This window comes from Vreelandella alkaliphila, assembly GCF_016107625.1.
Lineage (GTDB): Bacteria > Pseudomonadota > Gammaproteobacteria > Pseudomonadales > Halomonadaceae > Vreelandella > Vreelandella alkaliphila.
In genome coordinates, this window is the sequence record NZ_JABASV010000001.1 from 443990 (window position 1) to 458912 (window position 14923).

Sequence of the window (14923 nt, forward strand, 5' to 3'; positions counted from 1 at the left end):
AGGAGTGTCTCATGCAGTGGGATCACGAGATTATCATTGTCGGCGGTGGCATGGTGGGTGCCGCGCTAGCGGCCCGTTTAGGCCATACCGGCATGTCGGTTGGGCTGGTAGAACGCGGCAGCGCCCCCACCCCGCTTAGCGGCGATTATGACCTGCGTATCTCCTCACTTAATGCCCGTTCGCTGGCGTTTGTAAAAGCGAGCGGCACCGTGCTGCCCGAAGAGCGCTGCTGCCCGTTTCGCCATATTGATGTCGCCAACCAGGATGGCTCCGGCCATTCGCTGTTTTCTGCCCAGGACAGCGGCATGGACGACTTCGGCATTTTTATCGAAAACCGCACCCTGCAATATGCGTTGTGGCAGCGCTTAGAGAATCTTCCCAGCGTGACCTGCTATACCCAGTGCGCACCGCTCAGTACCATGGCGGCCAGCACCGGCCGCATGCTGGAGTTAGATAATGGCAAAACCTTAAGCGCCCGTTTGATTGTTGGCGCAGATGGCGCGCATTCGACGCTACGAGAACTTGCTGGCATTACCGTTAGTAGCTACGACTACCATCAGCGGGCGATGATTATTAACGTGGAAACCGAGCTCCCCCAACAGGATATTAGCTGGCAGTGCTTCACCCCCACTGGCCCGATTGCCATGCTTCCCTTACCAGGCCATCGTGCATCGCTGGTGTGGTATGACAGCGACGAAGCCACCAAAGCCCGTGAACAGCTCTCCAACGACGCCCTAAAAACGGCCATTGAAACAGCCTTTCCCAAGCGGCTAGGCAAGCTAACCCGTGTGGTAGCAAAGGCGAGCTTTCCAATTAGACGCCAGCACGCCAAACGCTATATCGGCAAGCGCTTAGCCCTGATTGGCGATGCCGCCCACGTGGTGCACCCGCTGGCAGGACAAGGGCTGAATATTGGCCTGCACGATGCCGATACCCTGGCAGAGCTGATCATCAAAGGCCGCGACCCAGGTGACTCTATCAGCCTGCACCGCTTCGAATGCCAGCGCCGCTTGGCCAACCAAGCCATGATTGCCGCCACCGATAGCTTCCATCACTTGTTTACCGGTGCAAAACCGCTACGCCAGTTGGGTGATCTCAGCCTACATCTTGCCGAACGCGTACCGCTCGCCAAGCGCATGATGATGCAACAAGCTAACGGGCTAAACCCATTTAAAATGCGCTAAAGCCGACTACGCTATGAGGGTGGCAACGCAGCCGTTGCCCACAATAATCATAACAATCCCTCATTTAAGGAAGGCATATGGTTCTCAAGCAACGACACTCTTTATTGACCGTGGTGACAGTTACCAGCCTCGGATTACTTGCAGCATCACCGCTACTGGCCTGGGATGGTGTCGTCGAAAAACAAACCTTCGAGATGCAAGACTTCACTACCCAAGGCGGCGAAACAATTCCCGAACTTGCGGTGGGTTGGGAAGCCTACGGTGAATTAAACGACGCCCGTGACAATGCCATCTTAATCACCCATTTCTTCTCTGGTACCAGCAACGCAGCAGGCCGTTATGATCCAGATGGCGAGCCAACCGGCTACTGGGATGCCATCATTGGGCCCGGCAAACCACTGGATACCGACGAGTACTACATTATTGCGTCCGATACGCTGGTGAACCTCAACGCCCACGACCCCAATGTCACCACCACTGGCCCCGCCTCTATCAATCCAGACACCGGCGAACCTTGGGGAATGGATTTTCCTGTGGTAACGATTCGTGACTTTGTCGAGGTACAGCGGGCGTTGTTAGAGAGCCAGGGCATTGAATCGCTACACGCGGTCATGGGTGCCTCGATGGGGGCGCTTCAAGCGTTTGAATGGGCCAGTGCTTACCCTGAAAAAGTGGATAGGTTGATTCCTGTTATTGGCGGCGGCGTTGCCGACCCCTGGTTACTGGCAACGCTTAGCGCCTGGGCAGCGCCCATTCGCTTAGACGCCAACTGGAATGAAGGCAACTACTACGATGGCGAGCCACCCACCGATGGCCTAAAAGAAGCGCTCAAGCTCGTCACCCTCAATGCCAATCACTGGCAGTGGGCCAACGAAACATTCAACCGCGACTGGGCCGATGACGAGCGCGACCCCGCTCAAGATATCAACGCCCGCTACGCCATTGAGCAAACGCTGGATGACATCGCCGCCGCCCGCGCCGAGCTTTCCGATGCCAACCACCTGTTGTATTTGGTTCGTGCCAATCAACTCTTTATGGCGGGCCACGGTGACTCGTTAGAAGAAGGATTGGCCGCCATCGACGCCCCAACGCTGATGCTGTATAGCGAAAACGACCTCGTCTTTGCCCCCGAAGGCGTGCGCCGCACTGCCGAGCTGATTGAAGCGGACGGTACCGAGGTGACGCTTGAAACCCTGGAAGGCAACCGCGGCCATTTAGATGGTGTTGTCGCTATCGACCAAGCCAGCGAAACGCTGCGAGCGTTTTTAAAATAACGAAGTAAGCACTGGCTTCCCTGGAAGCCAGTGCTACTAAGCGGCTTCAACGTCAAACAAGTGGCATCTTCAAAACGCAGCCGATTGTCAAAACCAAAGGCGTACACTATCCTGTACATGAACAACATCATGAGCAGAAATTACCTATGGATGCCATTAGCTACACCGCGGCTAGAACCAATCTAGCGAAAACAATGCAACAGGTCTGCGAAGATCACGCGCCCATGATTATTACCCGTAACAAGGCACAGTCTGTGGTCATGATCTCTTTAGAGGATTATGAGGCGTTGCAAGAGACCGCCTATCTGCTGCGCGTCCCCAAGAATGCTCAACGCTTGCTTGAGTCGATTGCCGAGCTAGAGCAAGGTGGCGGCCAAGAGCAGGAGCTTTTGGAATGAAACTCATCTTCGCTGAGCATGCCTGGGAAGATTACTTATACTGGCAGAAAACGGACAAAAAAGTGCTCAGCCGTATCAATAAGCTAATCAAAGAAACCCAACGAGAACCCTTTGGCGGCGTTGGTAAACCAGAGCCTCTTAAACACGGCTTGGCCGGTTACTGGTCTCGACGCATCAACGAAGAGCACCGAATGATTTACAAGGTGACTGACGATGCGTTGCTGATCGCCCAGCTTCGGTATCACTACTGATACACGCGCGGAAAAACTACTCGCCCACCACCTCAGAAAAGTAACCCGTTTTTTCCAAGGTGTATTCGCCAAAATCCCGCGCCAAGAAAAGCGAGCCTGAATAGGCACCCTCAGCCTCTTTGCGGATATCCTCAATGGACGGCGACGCATGGGAACTAAACTGATAACGAGGGCTGAAGTGCGTCAGCACCAAACTAGGTAGCTTTATCGATTCGGCAAAAGCAGCAACAAGTTTGGCGTAGCTATGCCCCACATCGCCGGCCTTCTCGGCCATCTCTTCGGTATAGGTGGCCTCATGTACCAGCACCTGCGCCTCTGCACACGCCTCGCTCAATAAGTCAGGCTGATCATTATCCCCAGCGATCACTACTTTCCTAGGCGTGTTCTTGAAGATTAGGTAGTCCTGGCTTCTTAACGGCTCACCTGCAAACTCAATATCAACCCCTTGCTTCAACTGCCCCCACAGCGGCCCTCTTGGAATCCCCTTTTGCGCTAGCTTTTCCATGTCCAGGGCAGCATCAATCTTTCGCTCCGTAAATGTATAGGCATAAGACGCCACCCGATGTGAAAGGCTGAATGTCTCAACCGCGATGTTCTCAAACTCAACGCTTGGCAGGTCGTCTGAGGCGATAAACTCCAAGGCAAAAGGTAAGCATAGCTGCGTAACCTCGCAGGTTGCCTCCAACCAAGTTTTGATACCTGCGGGCGCAACAATAGTCAGCGGCGCTTTCCTGCCACCCATGGCCGCACTCGCCAGAATGCCCGGCAGCCCGTAGCAGTGGTCGCCGTGCACATGGGTAATAAAGATGGCTTTTAGTGAATGAAACGACAGCTTGGTATGCAAGACCTGATGCTGGGTACCTTCACCACAATCAACCAGATACCAGCCCTTCCCTTTGCTTTCACGCAAAGCGATCCCGGTGACATTTCTTGTTTTGGTGGGTACACCGGCGGAGGTGCCGAGGAAGAGTAGGTTCATCGCTTATTCTGAATGGTCTCTGAGATAGTCTGTGGAAGGCCCGAATCTAATAGTGATAACGACACAAAATAATCGTAATCGCATTATCATCAACTGCGTAGACTAATCGATTCGTATCATCTATACGTCGCGACCAAAACCAGCTAAGTTTTCCTTTAACGGCGCTGGTTTGCCAGTGAAGGGAATCGCTCCAGGATTCGTCAGTCCATGACAGTAATCGGCGACTCATCCATCAAGTCTCTGCGGGTTACCTTACCTGCTTTGAATTGTTCAATTGAGCGATTCAAATGCTCAGAATTCGCCGATGAGCGCAGAGCGCCGATAGTTTTTACGCAGCAAAGCAGATACAAAGGCATCCGAGTGCCACGCCTGGTTTAATGACTACCGTTCACCTTCAAGACCATGCCATACCCGGAGAACAATGATGGCAGTGGCATGGACTGAATATCGAACGGCGTATTTTCCGAAAACCATATCTCGAACAGAGTCAGGCACCGGTGCCATTTCAACCGGTGCGCCCATATTGGGGAAGCCTGGAAGTAATTCGATTTTGCCAACAAGCTCGGCGGCAATCCTGGCCGCCGCAGACGGGTTGTGATCCGCAATGAACTCTCGGAGGCGTTTCAAATCGTCAATGGCTTCGGCCGTGTAAACCAGTTTCACTTACCTGACCCTGGCGCATCCTGCTCGTTTTCGGTTCCCCAGCTATTAAGCCAGCTGTGAACCTCGCTGGCATCAACAACCTTGCCTTGGGCAGCAGACTCCATTGCCTCTAACGTTTGTTTCCACCGCTCTTGCTCAAGCTGCTGCTTTGCTATGTATTCCGACAATGCCTGGTTGATCACCCAGCCTTTGCTCCGGTGTAACCTGCTAGCGATTGCTTCCAGGTGTTGTTCAACGTCTGCTTGAAGGCGGACTGTGGTGACGCTCATGACGATACCCTCAAATTTGGCGACTACAACGTATTACATCATAGTCTGCGAGGATGGAGCAAAAAACTTAACGCTGCGCTAATTCGCGCCGTTTTGCGGCGACGAATTGAGCGATTTGTTAGACGACTTGCCCGGTATGACTTCAACTTTTAATTCCTGAATCATAGGCCGGACCTTCGTCATTCGAGATTCTAGCTCTAGGGCATGAGACCGATACTCCTCAAGCTTTACCGGGTCATCGGGGCTATCATCGCTCAGCCACTTTAGCCTGCCAGGGATAACTGCCGCATACCGCGCCAACTCCTGCTCTATTTTGTCTAAACCATCAGGGAATCGGTACTCTTCACCTTCGTAATTGATGGCCATTGTTACAACTTGGTGAAGCTCACGCACCTCAAAAAGAACGCCGGAAAGAATAGTCCTGACATGCGTCCTTTTCTCTGCAGCAGCAGTTCTCCTGGCCAGTCGGGCTGAGTCAAAGCTGACCCAGAAGCTTCCCAACGATATTAGGAGTGCAAAAGCGGAAATGATGAGTGACATATACCTACTCGTCTAACAGTTTATTAATGCGCATGCGTATTTTCCTAACAACCAGCAGCCAAACCATCTACCTGCCATACATTGAAATTTATAAAAAAGCTCGCCTACGCGATACGCTTTGCTTAAAAATGGTTGTTGTCGCCCTCACCTGAATCTAACCCATTAATTCCCTTTAGGGAAAAGCCAATGTTGGCAAACTATCCAAACGTCGCGTATTTGCGAACTCGTTAACGGCCAAGTAAGGGAAAGCGTAAAATAGCGGGGTTGAGTGGCAGCCCTAAGGCTGCTTTTAACTGAGTGATATACACACAAACTCCCCTCCGAACCATTGCTGTTTTAGCCCGCGCTGCTTTTCCAGCAGGGCTAAGTACGGGCGTAGGGGGTGGTGGCTGGGCAGCGTAACGTTCCGTTGGCGTAGGCGGCGTTGGAATGGCAGCTGTTCAGCGGGTTGGTGCAGGGGCGTGACGTGCTGGGTGAGCCATTCGATGCCAGGTAGTAGCAGGTGCGTGGCGCCGCTGTCTAGGGCTAGGGTCACGCCTTTGGCGTCGAAGTCACCGGCGTAGAGGTGTGGCCGATTGGTTTTGCGCCATGCTTTTGTCAGTTCGGCAAAGCCGCCGCCGTAGTGGCTGTCGCCACGATAGACCACCAGCGGGTTAGCGTAGCCGCTAAGCGCTGCTATCTCTGGCGAAAACGCGTAGAAGCTATCCAGGTTTTCCACCTGAACGAGCGCGCCAAACACCGCCAGCTTCAAGCCGCTTACATCAACATCGCGTATGCTGCGCGGCTCTGGAGCAAGCCATGCAGAGGGCTGCGGCGGCAAGTTGATCAGCACGCGTTTTGCACGAGGGCCTTCGCGGCGGCTTTTATCCTCCTCAACGCCTTCAGCTGCTTGAGCGGCACTACTTAAACCACTTAACGAGCGCCCTAGCGGTGCCAAACGATCACTCTCCAACATGCTGTTGATTTGCGCCATGAGCGTGGCGTCAAAGCGCAGCGCTTGGTTGGAAATCCGCATGGTTAGATCAATATCTTGCTGATGGCACCATGCCACTACATCTTCGACCCATTTACCTCGGGATTTTTCTACCACGGGCTGGCGGTTAAGCTCTCGAACAACACTGTTAAGCCCGGCACGGGCGCGGCCTGATAACGTCATACTGCCACCGCCAGTGCAACGTCATGAATCAGGCGCAGATCGTTAAATGGGCTGGCCGGTGATTCGTCTTGGTGTAGGCGAAACGCCTGCTGCTCGCTACGCGGCAAGCCCTGGTATTCGGAGATAACCTGAAACAGCCAAATTTCATCGGGCCAGTCGAGGTGGCTGTCATACAGATAAGCGAGGGCGCTAATCGGCTCGGCGGGGGGCTGATCTAACACCGCAAGATAAAAGCGTTCCACATCTTGCTTAAGCGCCTGCTGGCGTGCAGCGGCGAGGTTATCTTCCGGCGTGAACGCAGGCACGGCCGACTCAACGGTTTGCGCGGCATGGCGTGGGGTTGGCAATTCATGCAACAGTTCTGCCAGCACGCGGCTTTCCAGCGCGCGATCTAACGCTGGCGCAGCGGCGGCATTTAACGGCGCAGCATGGTTGAATAACGCTGGTACATCGCTGCGTTTGGCGTAATTACTCGGCACAAAGCCTGGGTGTTCGCGCATAAACGCGACCATGCCGCTGATCAGGCGGCTGCGTGCCTGCTGTTTGCGAAAGCGTGCCATTAGCTCAATTAACCGCCGCTGCACTTCCCGCAGACTGGTGTAATGGTGGCTTAAGCGCTGCTGCAGCTGGCTGATGAGTAGCTTGCGCAGGCTGCCATCGCTGCCTACTAACGCAATTAGCTCGTCGAAGTCGATCAGTGCCAGGCCATCCAACAACCTAACAATCTGCTTCTGGGCGCGGTCGTTCTCGCGGATCTTATCGCTCAACTGGCTCACAAAGCCGAAATCGCTATTGAGCCGTTGCCAAAGGCTATCAATAGCATCGGCAAAGCGGCCGTTTAGATCGTCAACTTCCTGACGCAGGCGCAGCAGTTGCTGCTCCTGTCGCCAATGCTCACCTCGGCTGCGGGCTTCACGGTAGCTGTGCACCAACGAACGCACCAGCTCAAGGGTTTCCGCAACATCGGCATTTACATGGCGGCGGGTTTCATCGGCCAGCATTTCAGCGATCAGTTCGCGCACTTTAGGAGAGAGCTTTACGCCGCTCTGTTCATCTGGCCGCCATAACACCCGAGCGGCCAACAGCTTGCGCAGCGCACTGTCGTTGAGTCCGTCTAGCGGCACGTCATCACGAGTGTAGCCCTGCATCAGCCGTTCGGCATGCTTGCCCAACAGCGCCAGCCGTTCAGCGCCGGTTTTGAGCAGGCGACTTTCCAGTTCGCTCACAGCAGCGCCTCCTGGGCACCCTCTTCCCGCTCCGCATCGATGGGCAAGTTTTCCTCATCGCGGATAAAGCGCACCACCTCGATTAGGTAATCAATTTTACCGGTGACCACAAACACCTGACGCTCAGTGTGGGGCTGAAGCAAGTAACCATGCTCTTTCAAGCGTTTAAATAACTGCTTTACTTGGGCATCCAACTGGTCGCTCTGGGAACCAAAGAAGCTGTCTGTGGCTAGCCGTTCCAAACGCTCACGAAGGCTTTGGTTGTCTTCGCACTTAGCGCTGAACTCAGCGGGCTTGAGCACATCGCCTGGGGCCGCCAAGGTGTCGCGGCCTAGCGCCTCTTGAACCAGCTGCAGCCATTCCAGCAGTGGTAACAGACTGTTGACCGTGTCACTCAGCTGGCGCGATAGCTGCTCCCGAGCAGCTTCATTAAGCTGTCGCCAAGCTAAAAAGTAGACACTGCCTTCATCATTGCTCGCCAGCCTGCGGTTGAGCGGGCGCAGGTAGTCATCAATCGCGTCGCGGGTCTCGTCATTTGTCAGGTGGCGGAAGGCATTGTCATCACTGACGGCGCAGACAAACTCGCCAGCAAGCAAGCGTTCCAGTAGCGGGCCGTGTTCGATCATGCGGTCACCTCTTGCTGACGCTCCTTAATCCGCTGTGCAAGCGGGCTAAGGCGCGGCTCAATACGTTTTAGCAGGCGCTGGTTGGGCTGGTTAGGGTCCCGCTCAATCAGGTAGCGATTAGCAAACAGCAGCAGCACATCCGATTCCGGGTTGGGGAAGGCACCGACAATGTGGATACGGTTGCTGTCACAAGCGTCGAACAACTTTTCGACATTGTGATAGGCCAGCGTGCCAATTTCATCAATCGGCCAATGGATAGCAATTTGCGCATCCCCCCGTAGCAGCCGCGTAAACGCCAGCAGAAACTTACACAAAATCAGGTAGGCCATGCCATGGCTGGAAGACTCCAACAACTGGCGGTCGTTTTTGATCACCAGGTCAGTGCCGCCTTCGTTTAGGTGCAGTTCAAGGCGCAGCAGGCTTTCAAAGCTGTACTGCTGGTCACTGCGCAGCAAATCGACCACATCGGCCAGCGCATTAAGGTAATCGTCGCTGGGCAGCATCTGGCCAGATTCCCGCCACGCTTTGTAGCGCTGGGCAAACAGCTTTAAAGGCTCCCAGAAACCCAGCTCATCGATCGTCGATTGAATGCGCACTTCCGCTTTGCTGATGCCTTCTAAGCGCAGGTCATCCGCCACTTCGTCGGAAAGCCGACGGCTTTGCGCACTGATACGGCGATTTAAGTCTCGGAAGACAATAAAGAATTTATCCAGGTCATCGCTTAAATTGCGCCCTTCCTGAATCAGCTGCTGCTGTTGATCTTCCAATAGTTTTAGCATGTCGCGCAGCAGCGGCAACACTAGTCGCGGGCTGTCGTTTGGTAGCTTCTCGCGTTCACTTTGCAGTGCATCGGCAAAGCCGCTACTGGCATCTTTAATCAGTTGGCTTTCTACCTCCAGGCAGCCCCGGCGCAGCTGCTCAAGCTGCTGATGGCGGCTGGTTAACGCTTGGCGCGCACGCTCTATGCGCTCCTCCATATCACCCACGGCCTCCGCTAAGGGCGACCCCTCTGCAACGATGTCCAAACTTTCTAACTGGGTCAGCAGCGGCTTAAGGGCTTCTACGCTGCCGTGGGCATTTGCGCGCTGAATTTTTAGTTCATTAACCGCTGCTTGATGCGCTTCACGTGCGGCATGGAAGTCATTTTTGAGGCGCGCTTTTTCGCGCTTCAACTGTTGATCAAGCTGAACCAGTTCCGCTTCCTGAGCCACTAGCTGGGGCTTGTGCTGGCTCCACTCCACGCGCATAAAGCGTTGATACTCGGTTAGTTCTTCCTGGCGAGCGGCGATTTTACGAATGCGTTCACTCTGCTGCTCTAAGCGTTTCTTCGTTTCCTGAAGCTGCGCGGGGTCCACGCCCTGCTCGGCAAGCTCCTGGCTGAAGGCGGCTTCCAGCTCACTACGCTGGCGCTGATGCTCAGCGTTGGCGTCGTTGAGCTGCTGCTTGTACTGGCGTAGCTGCGCATCCAGGCTATTCAGCTGGCTTTGCGCGTCGGCTTTTAACTCCAGCAACTGGCCCTGATGGGTTTCGGCAAGCTCGGCAAGCGCCTGGCGTTTCTCTTCGCGCAGTTCGGCCTGAGCCTGCTCCTGACGAGCCAACGCCGCTTGGTGCTCCGCTCGGCGAGCCTGCTGGCGCTTGGTATGGCGCTCTTGCTGCTGGCGGCGAGCCTCAAGGGCATACTCCACTTCCTGTTCGGCCCGCTGATACCCCATGCGCGCCTGATCTTGGGCCTCGTCGGCCTGTTGCACCCGTTCGTTGTGCTGCTTTAGAGCTTTTTCGGCAGCGGCACACTCGGCTTGGGCGCGCTGTTTAGCGCCATCCGCCTCTTCAATCGCCACCAGCAAACTGGCTTCATCCTGGGCGTAATCCGGCAGTGCAATGGCGCTTAGGTCCAGCGCTAACCCGAACAGGTCGTCGCTGGCTCCTTCAGCAAGCTGCGGGGCGAGGTCTCGGCGTTCAAGCAGTTCTGGCGCAATAACCTTACCGAGTTGCTGCTCCCAGCCGGGGCGGTGGTAACGCAAGAAGTGGCGCAGGCTGCCTTGTTCAGGGTCGCGCTGTTGATAGAGCGCATAGCAGTGCTGTTCGGCCCGCTCACGCTGCTGACGACACTGCACCAGTTGCTGCTCGGCGGCATCGCGTTCACGTTTGTGGCTTTCAAGCTCGCGGCGCAGTGCTTCCAAGGTTGCAGCGGCGGCGCTGCGTTCCTGCTGTGTTTGGTCTAAACGCGCTTGGGCAAGCTCGGCTTCCTGGGCTTCTTCAGCAGTTTGGGTGGGCATCGCCAGCTGCGCTTTTAGTTCGGCAAGCTGCTCAACACCCAGCTCTAACTGCGCTTGATACTCACCTTCTAGCCGCTGGCGCTCTTGCTGATAGCGCTCGTTATGCTGCTGTTCGGCTTGCCACTGCTGCTCTCGGCGTTGCGCTTTTTCCTCGACCAGGGCATCTATAAATTCCTGGTTTTCTTGGGTTTGCCGGGCAAGTGCTTCAGAAAGCTCGCGCAACCGACCATCTAAGCGCGCCTGACTCTCTTTTACCGCATCTTGCATAACTTGCAGGTGCTGCTGAAGCTGATCACGCTGTTCACGCCACTGGGGTAAGGCGTTGATGTCTCGCTCAAGACCGGTCATGTCGGCATCAGCGTAGTGCTCAAACTGGGTTTGCAGATCATTCAGGCGGCGTTGAGTGTGCTGCAAGTCGCTCGCGACTTCACTGTGGCGGTCGTTCAGCTCATCACGCTGCTGAGTGTAGGCATTTTCACGCTGTTGGAATTCGCGCTGGTGGCGGTTTAACTCACCATCTAGGTCCGCAATGCGCTGTTCTGCCTGTTGATGATCGGCGCTTAGCTGGGGTTTCAACTGCCAAAGCGTGGTCTCTAACTGGGCCAATTCGCGATCGATGCCACCAAGCTTAGTCAGCGAGGCTTGCAGCGGCTCCAGGCGCATGGACTGACGCATCTGGGCAATCCACTCCCGCGCTTTGGCACTGCGAATACGGGTGACCGGCAGCTCGACTCCATCCTCTTCGAAAATTGCCGCCAGCATGGTTTTGAGGGTATCCATCTTGCCCTCTTTCGCATGCACAGCAGAGACCAGTTTTTCGATATGACGGATACGCCGTTCAGGGTTAACCAGGCTAAACTGCGCCGCGATTTGGCGCAGCTTTAGGCCATCGCGACTATTACCGTGCAGCTGGGTAAAGTCGTTTTGGATCACCGAGCGGAACTCGGAGGTAGCTCCCAACTTAGAAGAGACAGGAATCCCGCTGCGGCGCAATCCGCTAGACCACTGTGGGTACTCCAGTGCCAAGGGGCCTTTTTCAGTTTCGATCAGATAGTCTTCTGGCCGATAAGGGGCACCGACAAAACGGTACTCCACGCCGCCTTCTTGCTTGCGCGTCAGCACTACTTGGCAAACATTGCCTGCTTCGCGGCGATATTCGTAAACGAGATAGCTTTGACGAGTGGGCAAATAGAAGGCATCAAACTTCATGCGGGTTTTCGGCACCACCTTATTGGGCAGCTCGCCGTAAAACACCGGCACTAACCGCTGAAGCGTGGTTTTGCCTGACGCGTTGGTGCCGCAAATATTGGTGTGGCCATCCACATTGAGTTCAACCACCCCTGACAAGTGGCCGTGAATCATAACGATGCGTAGCAAATGCGCCATGCCGTGTCCTTGATCGTCAAACGTCCGAAAACGCTATCTTGCCAGACCTAGAGCAAGGCGACATCTGTTCAGGTGTGAACTATTGATTTATCTAATGACAATGCACATTTAGATCGACTGCTAACACCATTTGTATTCCTACCTCTCACTCCTTCATGCGCTCTCTTAGTCACTCTCCCACGCTGCTCACCACAAAATCCCTAGCAACGCCTATATGGTAATCAATGGCCTCACGGCAAGCCTCGGAACTGCCGCTACCCAATGCATCTAGCAGCTTAAAGTGGCTGGTGGCAATGGTATCGGGGGCTTCGTGGGTTTTGGTAATCAGCGTAATGCACAGACGAAGTTCGTGAGTTAAGCCATCAAATGCCCGCAGCAACCGCTCATTGCCCGCGTAATGAATCATCAAGCGGTGAAACTGCAGGTCTTCTTCAATGCGGCGTGTTCCATCATTGCTGGCGGTCGCTTCGCATAAAACCTCTACCTGCTGTTTTAGCGCGCGCTCAGCGTCGCTGCTGTAGCGCTCCGATAAGCGCTGGATAGCATGGCGTTCAAGACATAGTCGCAAATCGAAGACATCCTCTAATTCAACGGCATTCAACGCCCTAACAAAAAAGCCGCGTCTTGGTTTTGAGATTAAAAGCCCACGACTTTCCAGTAAGCGAGCAGCTTCGCGAACCGGCGCGCGGCTGACGCCTAAATCTCGAGAAAGCTGCACTTCTGAAAGCCGCTCACCGGGCAAAAAGTGTTGCTGGATAATCGCTTGCGTCAAATAGTCGGCCACCTGTTCAACAAGGTTTTGCTGTTGAATAAAGCCGCCAGGAGCCACTGGGGAAGAGGCCATAGAGTTTACTCTTATTAGGTATTACGTACTTTTAGTATGACGCAAAAAAACATTCTGTCGACGGCCGATTGACGACTGTCGACAGTTTTACAAACCAATGCTATGTTCAAAAAGGCCTCATATAACGATCTATAACCACAATCCATAACAACAACTGGGCTGTTTTGTATCACGCCTCGCTCGCCTAACAATAACGTAAATCCATTACGTGACAGGCTTTGGCCTAGTAACCGAGGAGCAGAAACAAAATGAGAACACCTTTGGCTTTGGCAATTTCCGCTGCAGCACTCGCTTTTTCGTCGGCCGCCCTGGCAGACGACCCGAAACAAGGTGGTACGGTTAACACTATTATTCAACCAGAACCGCCAGGCTTAGTGCTGGGAATGGTGCAAAACGCGCCTACACGCACCGTGGCAGGCAATATCTATGAAGGGTTGCTGCGCTACACCACGGATCTGGAACCCATGCCGCAGTTGGCTGAATCATGGGACGTCAGCGACGATGGCCGCACCTATACTTTTCACCTAAGGGAAGATGTTACCTGGCACGACGGCGAGCCCTTCACCGCTGACGACGTGGTATTTTCTGCCGATGTTTTCCACCGCGAACTGAACCCCAGTGCGCGGGCCGTTTTACAGCATGTGGAAAGCATCGAAGCAACGGATGACCACACGGTGGTATTTACCTTAACCGACCCCTTCGGCCCATTCCTGATCTCCTTTGAGGCAGGCACCTTCACCATGGTGCCTGAACACCTGTATGCGGACACCGACTTCCGCAACAACGAACACAACGATCACCCGATTGGCACAGGCCCTTTCAAGTTTGCTAACTGGGAACGCGGCACCGTTATCGAGCTGGTTAAAAACGATGACTACTACGAAGACGGGCTCCCCTATCTGGATGGCGTCAACTGGCACATCATCCCAGACGGTGGCTCCCGTGCAGTTGCCTTTGAGAATGGCACCATCGATGTACTGCCAAGCGGCACCGTTGAGAACTTCGATATCCCGCGTTTATCCGCGATGGATAACGTCTGTATGACAGAAGAAGGCCACGAATATTTCAGTCCCTTCGCCATGCTGTGGATGAACAACCGTGAAGGCCCCACCGCCGACAAACGATTCCGCCAAGCGGTGATGTATGCCATGGATCGTGAGTTTGCCAAAGATGTGCTGTGGAATGGCTTAGGCAATGTGCCGCTCTCCGCCTTTGGCTCCAACGCGCGCTTCCAACATGACGGTTTAGAACCCTACGATCACAACCCAGAGCGCGCTCGTGAGCTGTTGGCAGAAATGGATTACAACGGCGAAGAGATTACTATCCTGCCGCTTCCTTACGGCGAAACGTGGACCCGTTGGGCTGAAGCCGTACAACAGAATCTGCGCGAAGTGGGTATTAACGTAAGCACCCAAGCCACCGACGTGGGCGGCTGGAACCAGCGTCTCGGCGACTGGGATTACGATCTCGCCTTTACCTACCTATACCAGTACGGCGACCCGGCGCTGGGTATTTCACGCACCTACCTTTCCGACAATATTGCCAAAGGCTCGCCCTGGAATAACGTCGAAGGCTACGAAAACGAGCGTGTCGACGAGCTATTCAACGAGGCCGCTACGGCTTTCCCCGACGAAGAGCGCGAAGCGCTTTACAGTGAAGTTCAGGAAATCCTGCACGAAGATGTGCCCGTTGGCTGGCTGATGGAACTGGGCTTCCCGACCCTGTTCCGCTGTGATGTGCAGAACCTCGTCACTTCCGGTGTGGGTGTCAACGACGGCTTTAAAGATGCTTGGCTAGATCGCTAAACCCAAGCCACCCAGGTAGCGAGAGCTACCTGGGTTTTTTAGCTAT

The 14923-nt window shown here is 54.6% G+C and carries 15 protein-coding genes; 5 read left to right on the top strand and 10 right to left on the bottom strand.

Annotated features, from left to right (window positions below; genetic code table 11):
• Positions 1–11: 11 nt before the first annotated feature.
• From JFC11_RS01985 to JFC11_RS02000, 4 genes are all read left to right on the top strand, one after another.
• Positions 12–1184: a UbiH/UbiF/VisC/COQ6 family ubiquinone biosynthesis hydroxylase gene (locus tag JFC11_RS01985; protein ID WP_095602671.1), complete on the top strand. Its 1173-nt coding sequence runs from the start codon at positions 12–14 to the stop codon at positions 1182–1184.
• Between the two features lie 77 nt (positions 1185–1261).
• Positions 1262–2458 (top strand): E22 family MetX-like putative esterase, encoded by a 1197-nt coding sequence (locus tag JFC11_RS01990; protein ID WP_038481577.1) that lies wholly within the window; start codon positions 1262–1264, stop codon positions 2456–2458.
• Positions 2459–2604: 146 nt separating this feature from the next.
• On the top strand, positions 2605–2856 hold the full coding sequence (locus JFC11_RS01995; protein ID WP_198348603.1) for a type II toxin-antitoxin system Phd/YefM family antitoxin: 252 nt from the start codon (positions 2605–2607) through the stop codon (positions 2854–2856).
• A complete protein-coding gene (locus JFC11_RS02000) occupies positions 2853–3107 on the top strand; it encodes a Txe/YoeB family addiction module toxin (protein WP_193061540.1) in 255 nt (84 codons plus the stop codon). The genes JFC11_RS01995 and JFC11_RS02000 overlap by 4 nt, the downstream gene beginning before the upstream one ends.
• 16 nt (positions 3108–3123) lie before the next feature.
• On the opposite strand, the gene JFC11_RS02005 is transcribed toward JFC11_RS02000, so the two are convergent.
• The 10 genes from JFC11_RS02005 to JFC11_RS02050 all read right to left on the bottom strand — a co-directional run bounded on the left by JFC11_RS02005 (position 3124) and on the right by JFC11_RS02050 (position 13072).
• Positions 3124–4086, bottom strand: a complete 963-nt coding sequence (locus tag JFC11_RS02005) for a ribonuclease Z (protein WP_198348604.1) — start codon at positions 4084–4086, stop codon at positions 3124–3126.
• 46 nt (positions 4087–4132) lie between these two features.
• Positions 4133–4315 carry a type II toxin-antitoxin system YoeB family toxin gene (locus JFC11_RS02010; RefSeq protein WP_198348605.1) on the bottom strand — a complete coding sequence of 61 codons (183 nt, stop codon included), beginning with the start codon at positions 4313–4315 and terminating at the stop codon, positions 4133–4135.
• A gap of 152 nt (positions 4316–4467) precedes the next feature.
• Positions 4468–4749, bottom strand: coding sequence for a type II toxin-antitoxin system RelE/ParE family toxin (locus JFC11_RS02015; RefSeq protein ID WP_198348606.1), 282 nt, complete (start codon positions 4747–4749; stop codon positions 4468–4470).
• Complete coding sequence (locus tag JFC11_RS02020; RefSeq protein WP_009722154.1) at positions 4746–5018, bottom strand: CopG family ribbon-helix-helix protein; 273 nt, start codon at positions 5016–5018, stop codon at positions 4746–4748. Before JFC11_RS02020 ends, JFC11_RS02015 begins: the two co-directional genes overlap by 4 nt.
• A gap of 78 nt (positions 5019–5096) precedes the next feature.
• Positions 5097–5558 carry a hypothetical protein gene (locus JFC11_RS02025; protein ID WP_198348607.1) on the bottom strand — a complete coding sequence of 154 codons (462 nt, stop codon included), beginning with the start codon at positions 5556–5558 and terminating at the stop codon, positions 5097–5099.
• Positions 5559–5847: 289 nt separating this feature from the next.
• Positions 5848–6714, bottom strand: a complete 867-nt coding sequence (locus JFC11_RS02030; RefSeq protein WP_198348608.1) for a DUF7281 domain-containing protein — start codon at positions 6712–6714, stop codon at positions 5848–5850.
• Positions 6711–7940 (bottom strand): hypothetical protein, encoded by a 1230-nt coding sequence (locus tag JFC11_RS02035; RefSeq protein WP_198348609.1) that lies wholly within the window; start codon positions 7938–7940, stop codon positions 6711–6713. The genes JFC11_RS02030 and JFC11_RS02035 overlap by 4 nt, the downstream gene beginning before the upstream one ends.
• On the bottom strand, positions 7937–8566 hold the full coding sequence (locus tag JFC11_RS02040) for a condensin complex protein MksE (protein WP_198348610.1): 630 nt from the start codon (positions 8564–8566) through the stop codon (positions 7937–7939). The genes JFC11_RS02035 and JFC11_RS02040 overlap by 4 nt, the downstream gene beginning before the upstream one ends.
• Positions 8563–12228: an ATP-binding protein gene (locus tag JFC11_RS02045; protein WP_198348611.1), complete on the bottom strand. Its 3666-nt coding sequence runs from the start codon at positions 12226–12228 to the stop codon at positions 8563–8565. The genes JFC11_RS02040 and JFC11_RS02045 overlap by 4 nt, the downstream gene beginning before the upstream one ends.
• 169 nt (positions 12229–12397) lie before the next feature.
• Positions 12398–13072 carry a GntR family transcriptional regulator gene (locus tag JFC11_RS02050; RefSeq protein WP_038481546.1) on the bottom strand — a complete coding sequence of 225 codons (675 nt, stop codon included), beginning with the start codon at positions 13070–13072 and terminating at the stop codon, positions 12398–12400.
• A 248-nt stretch (positions 13073–13320) separates the two neighbouring features.
• Between JFC11_RS02050 and JFC11_RS02055 the strand changes: the two genes are divergently transcribed.
• Complete coding sequence (locus JFC11_RS02055; RefSeq protein ID WP_198348612.1) at positions 13321–14877, top strand: ABC transporter substrate-binding protein; 1557 nt, start codon at positions 13321–13323, stop codon at positions 14875–14877.
• Positions 14878–14923 lie beyond the last annotated feature (46 nt).

Bases quoted from the DNA above. Each gene is read 5' to 3' on its own strand.
- JFC11_RS02040 (WP_198348610.1), bottom strand. From the start codon at position 8,566: ATGATCGAACACGGCCCGCTACTGGAACGCTTGCTTGCTGGCGAGTTT.
- JFC11_RS01990 (WP_038481577.1), top strand. From the start codon at position 1,262: ATGGTTCTCAAGCAACGACACTCTTTATTGACCGTGGTGACAGTTACC.
- JFC11_RS02055 (WP_198348612.1), top strand. From the start codon at position 13,321: ATGAGAACACCTTTGGCTTTGGCAATTTCCGCTGCAGCACTCGCTTTT.
- JFC11_RS02020 (WP_009722154.1), bottom strand. From the start codon at position 5,018: ATGAGCGTCACCACAGTCCGCCTTCAAGCAGACGTTGAACAACACCTG.
- JFC11_RS01985 (WP_095602671.1), top strand. From the start codon at position 12: ATGCAGTGGGATCACGAGATTATCATTGTCGGCGGTGGCATGGTGGGT.
- JFC11_RS02050 (WP_038481546.1), bottom strand. From the start codon at position 13,072: ATGGCCTCTTCCCCAGTGGCTCCTGGCGGCTTTATTCAACAGCAAAAC.
- JFC11_RS02000 (WP_193061540.1), top strand. From the start codon at position 2,853: ATGAAACTCATCTTCGCTGAGCATGCCTGGGAAGATTACTTATACTGG.
- JFC11_RS02010 (WP_198348605.1), bottom strand. From the start codon at position 4,315: ATGAGTCGCCGATTACTGTCATGGACTGACGAATCCTGGAGCGATTCC.
- JFC11_RS02045 (WP_198348611.1), bottom strand. From the start codon at position 12,228: ATGGCGCATTTGCTACGCATCGTTATGATTCACGGCCACTTGTCAGGG.
- JFC11_RS01995 (WP_198348603.1), top strand. From the start codon at position 2,605: ATGGATGCCATTAGCTACACCGCGGCTAGAACCAATCTAGCGAAAACA.
- JFC11_RS02030 (WP_198348608.1), bottom strand. From the start codon at position 6,714: ATGACGTTATCAGGCCGCGCCCGTGCCGGGCTTAACAGTGTTGTTCGA.
- JFC11_RS02005 (WP_198348604.1), bottom strand. From the start codon at position 4,086: ATGAACCTACTCTTCCTCGGCACCTCCGCCGGTGTACCCACCAAAACA.
- JFC11_RS02025 (WP_198348607.1), bottom strand. From the start codon at position 5,558: ATGTCACTCATCATTTCCGCTTTTGCACTCCTAATATCGTTGGGAAGC.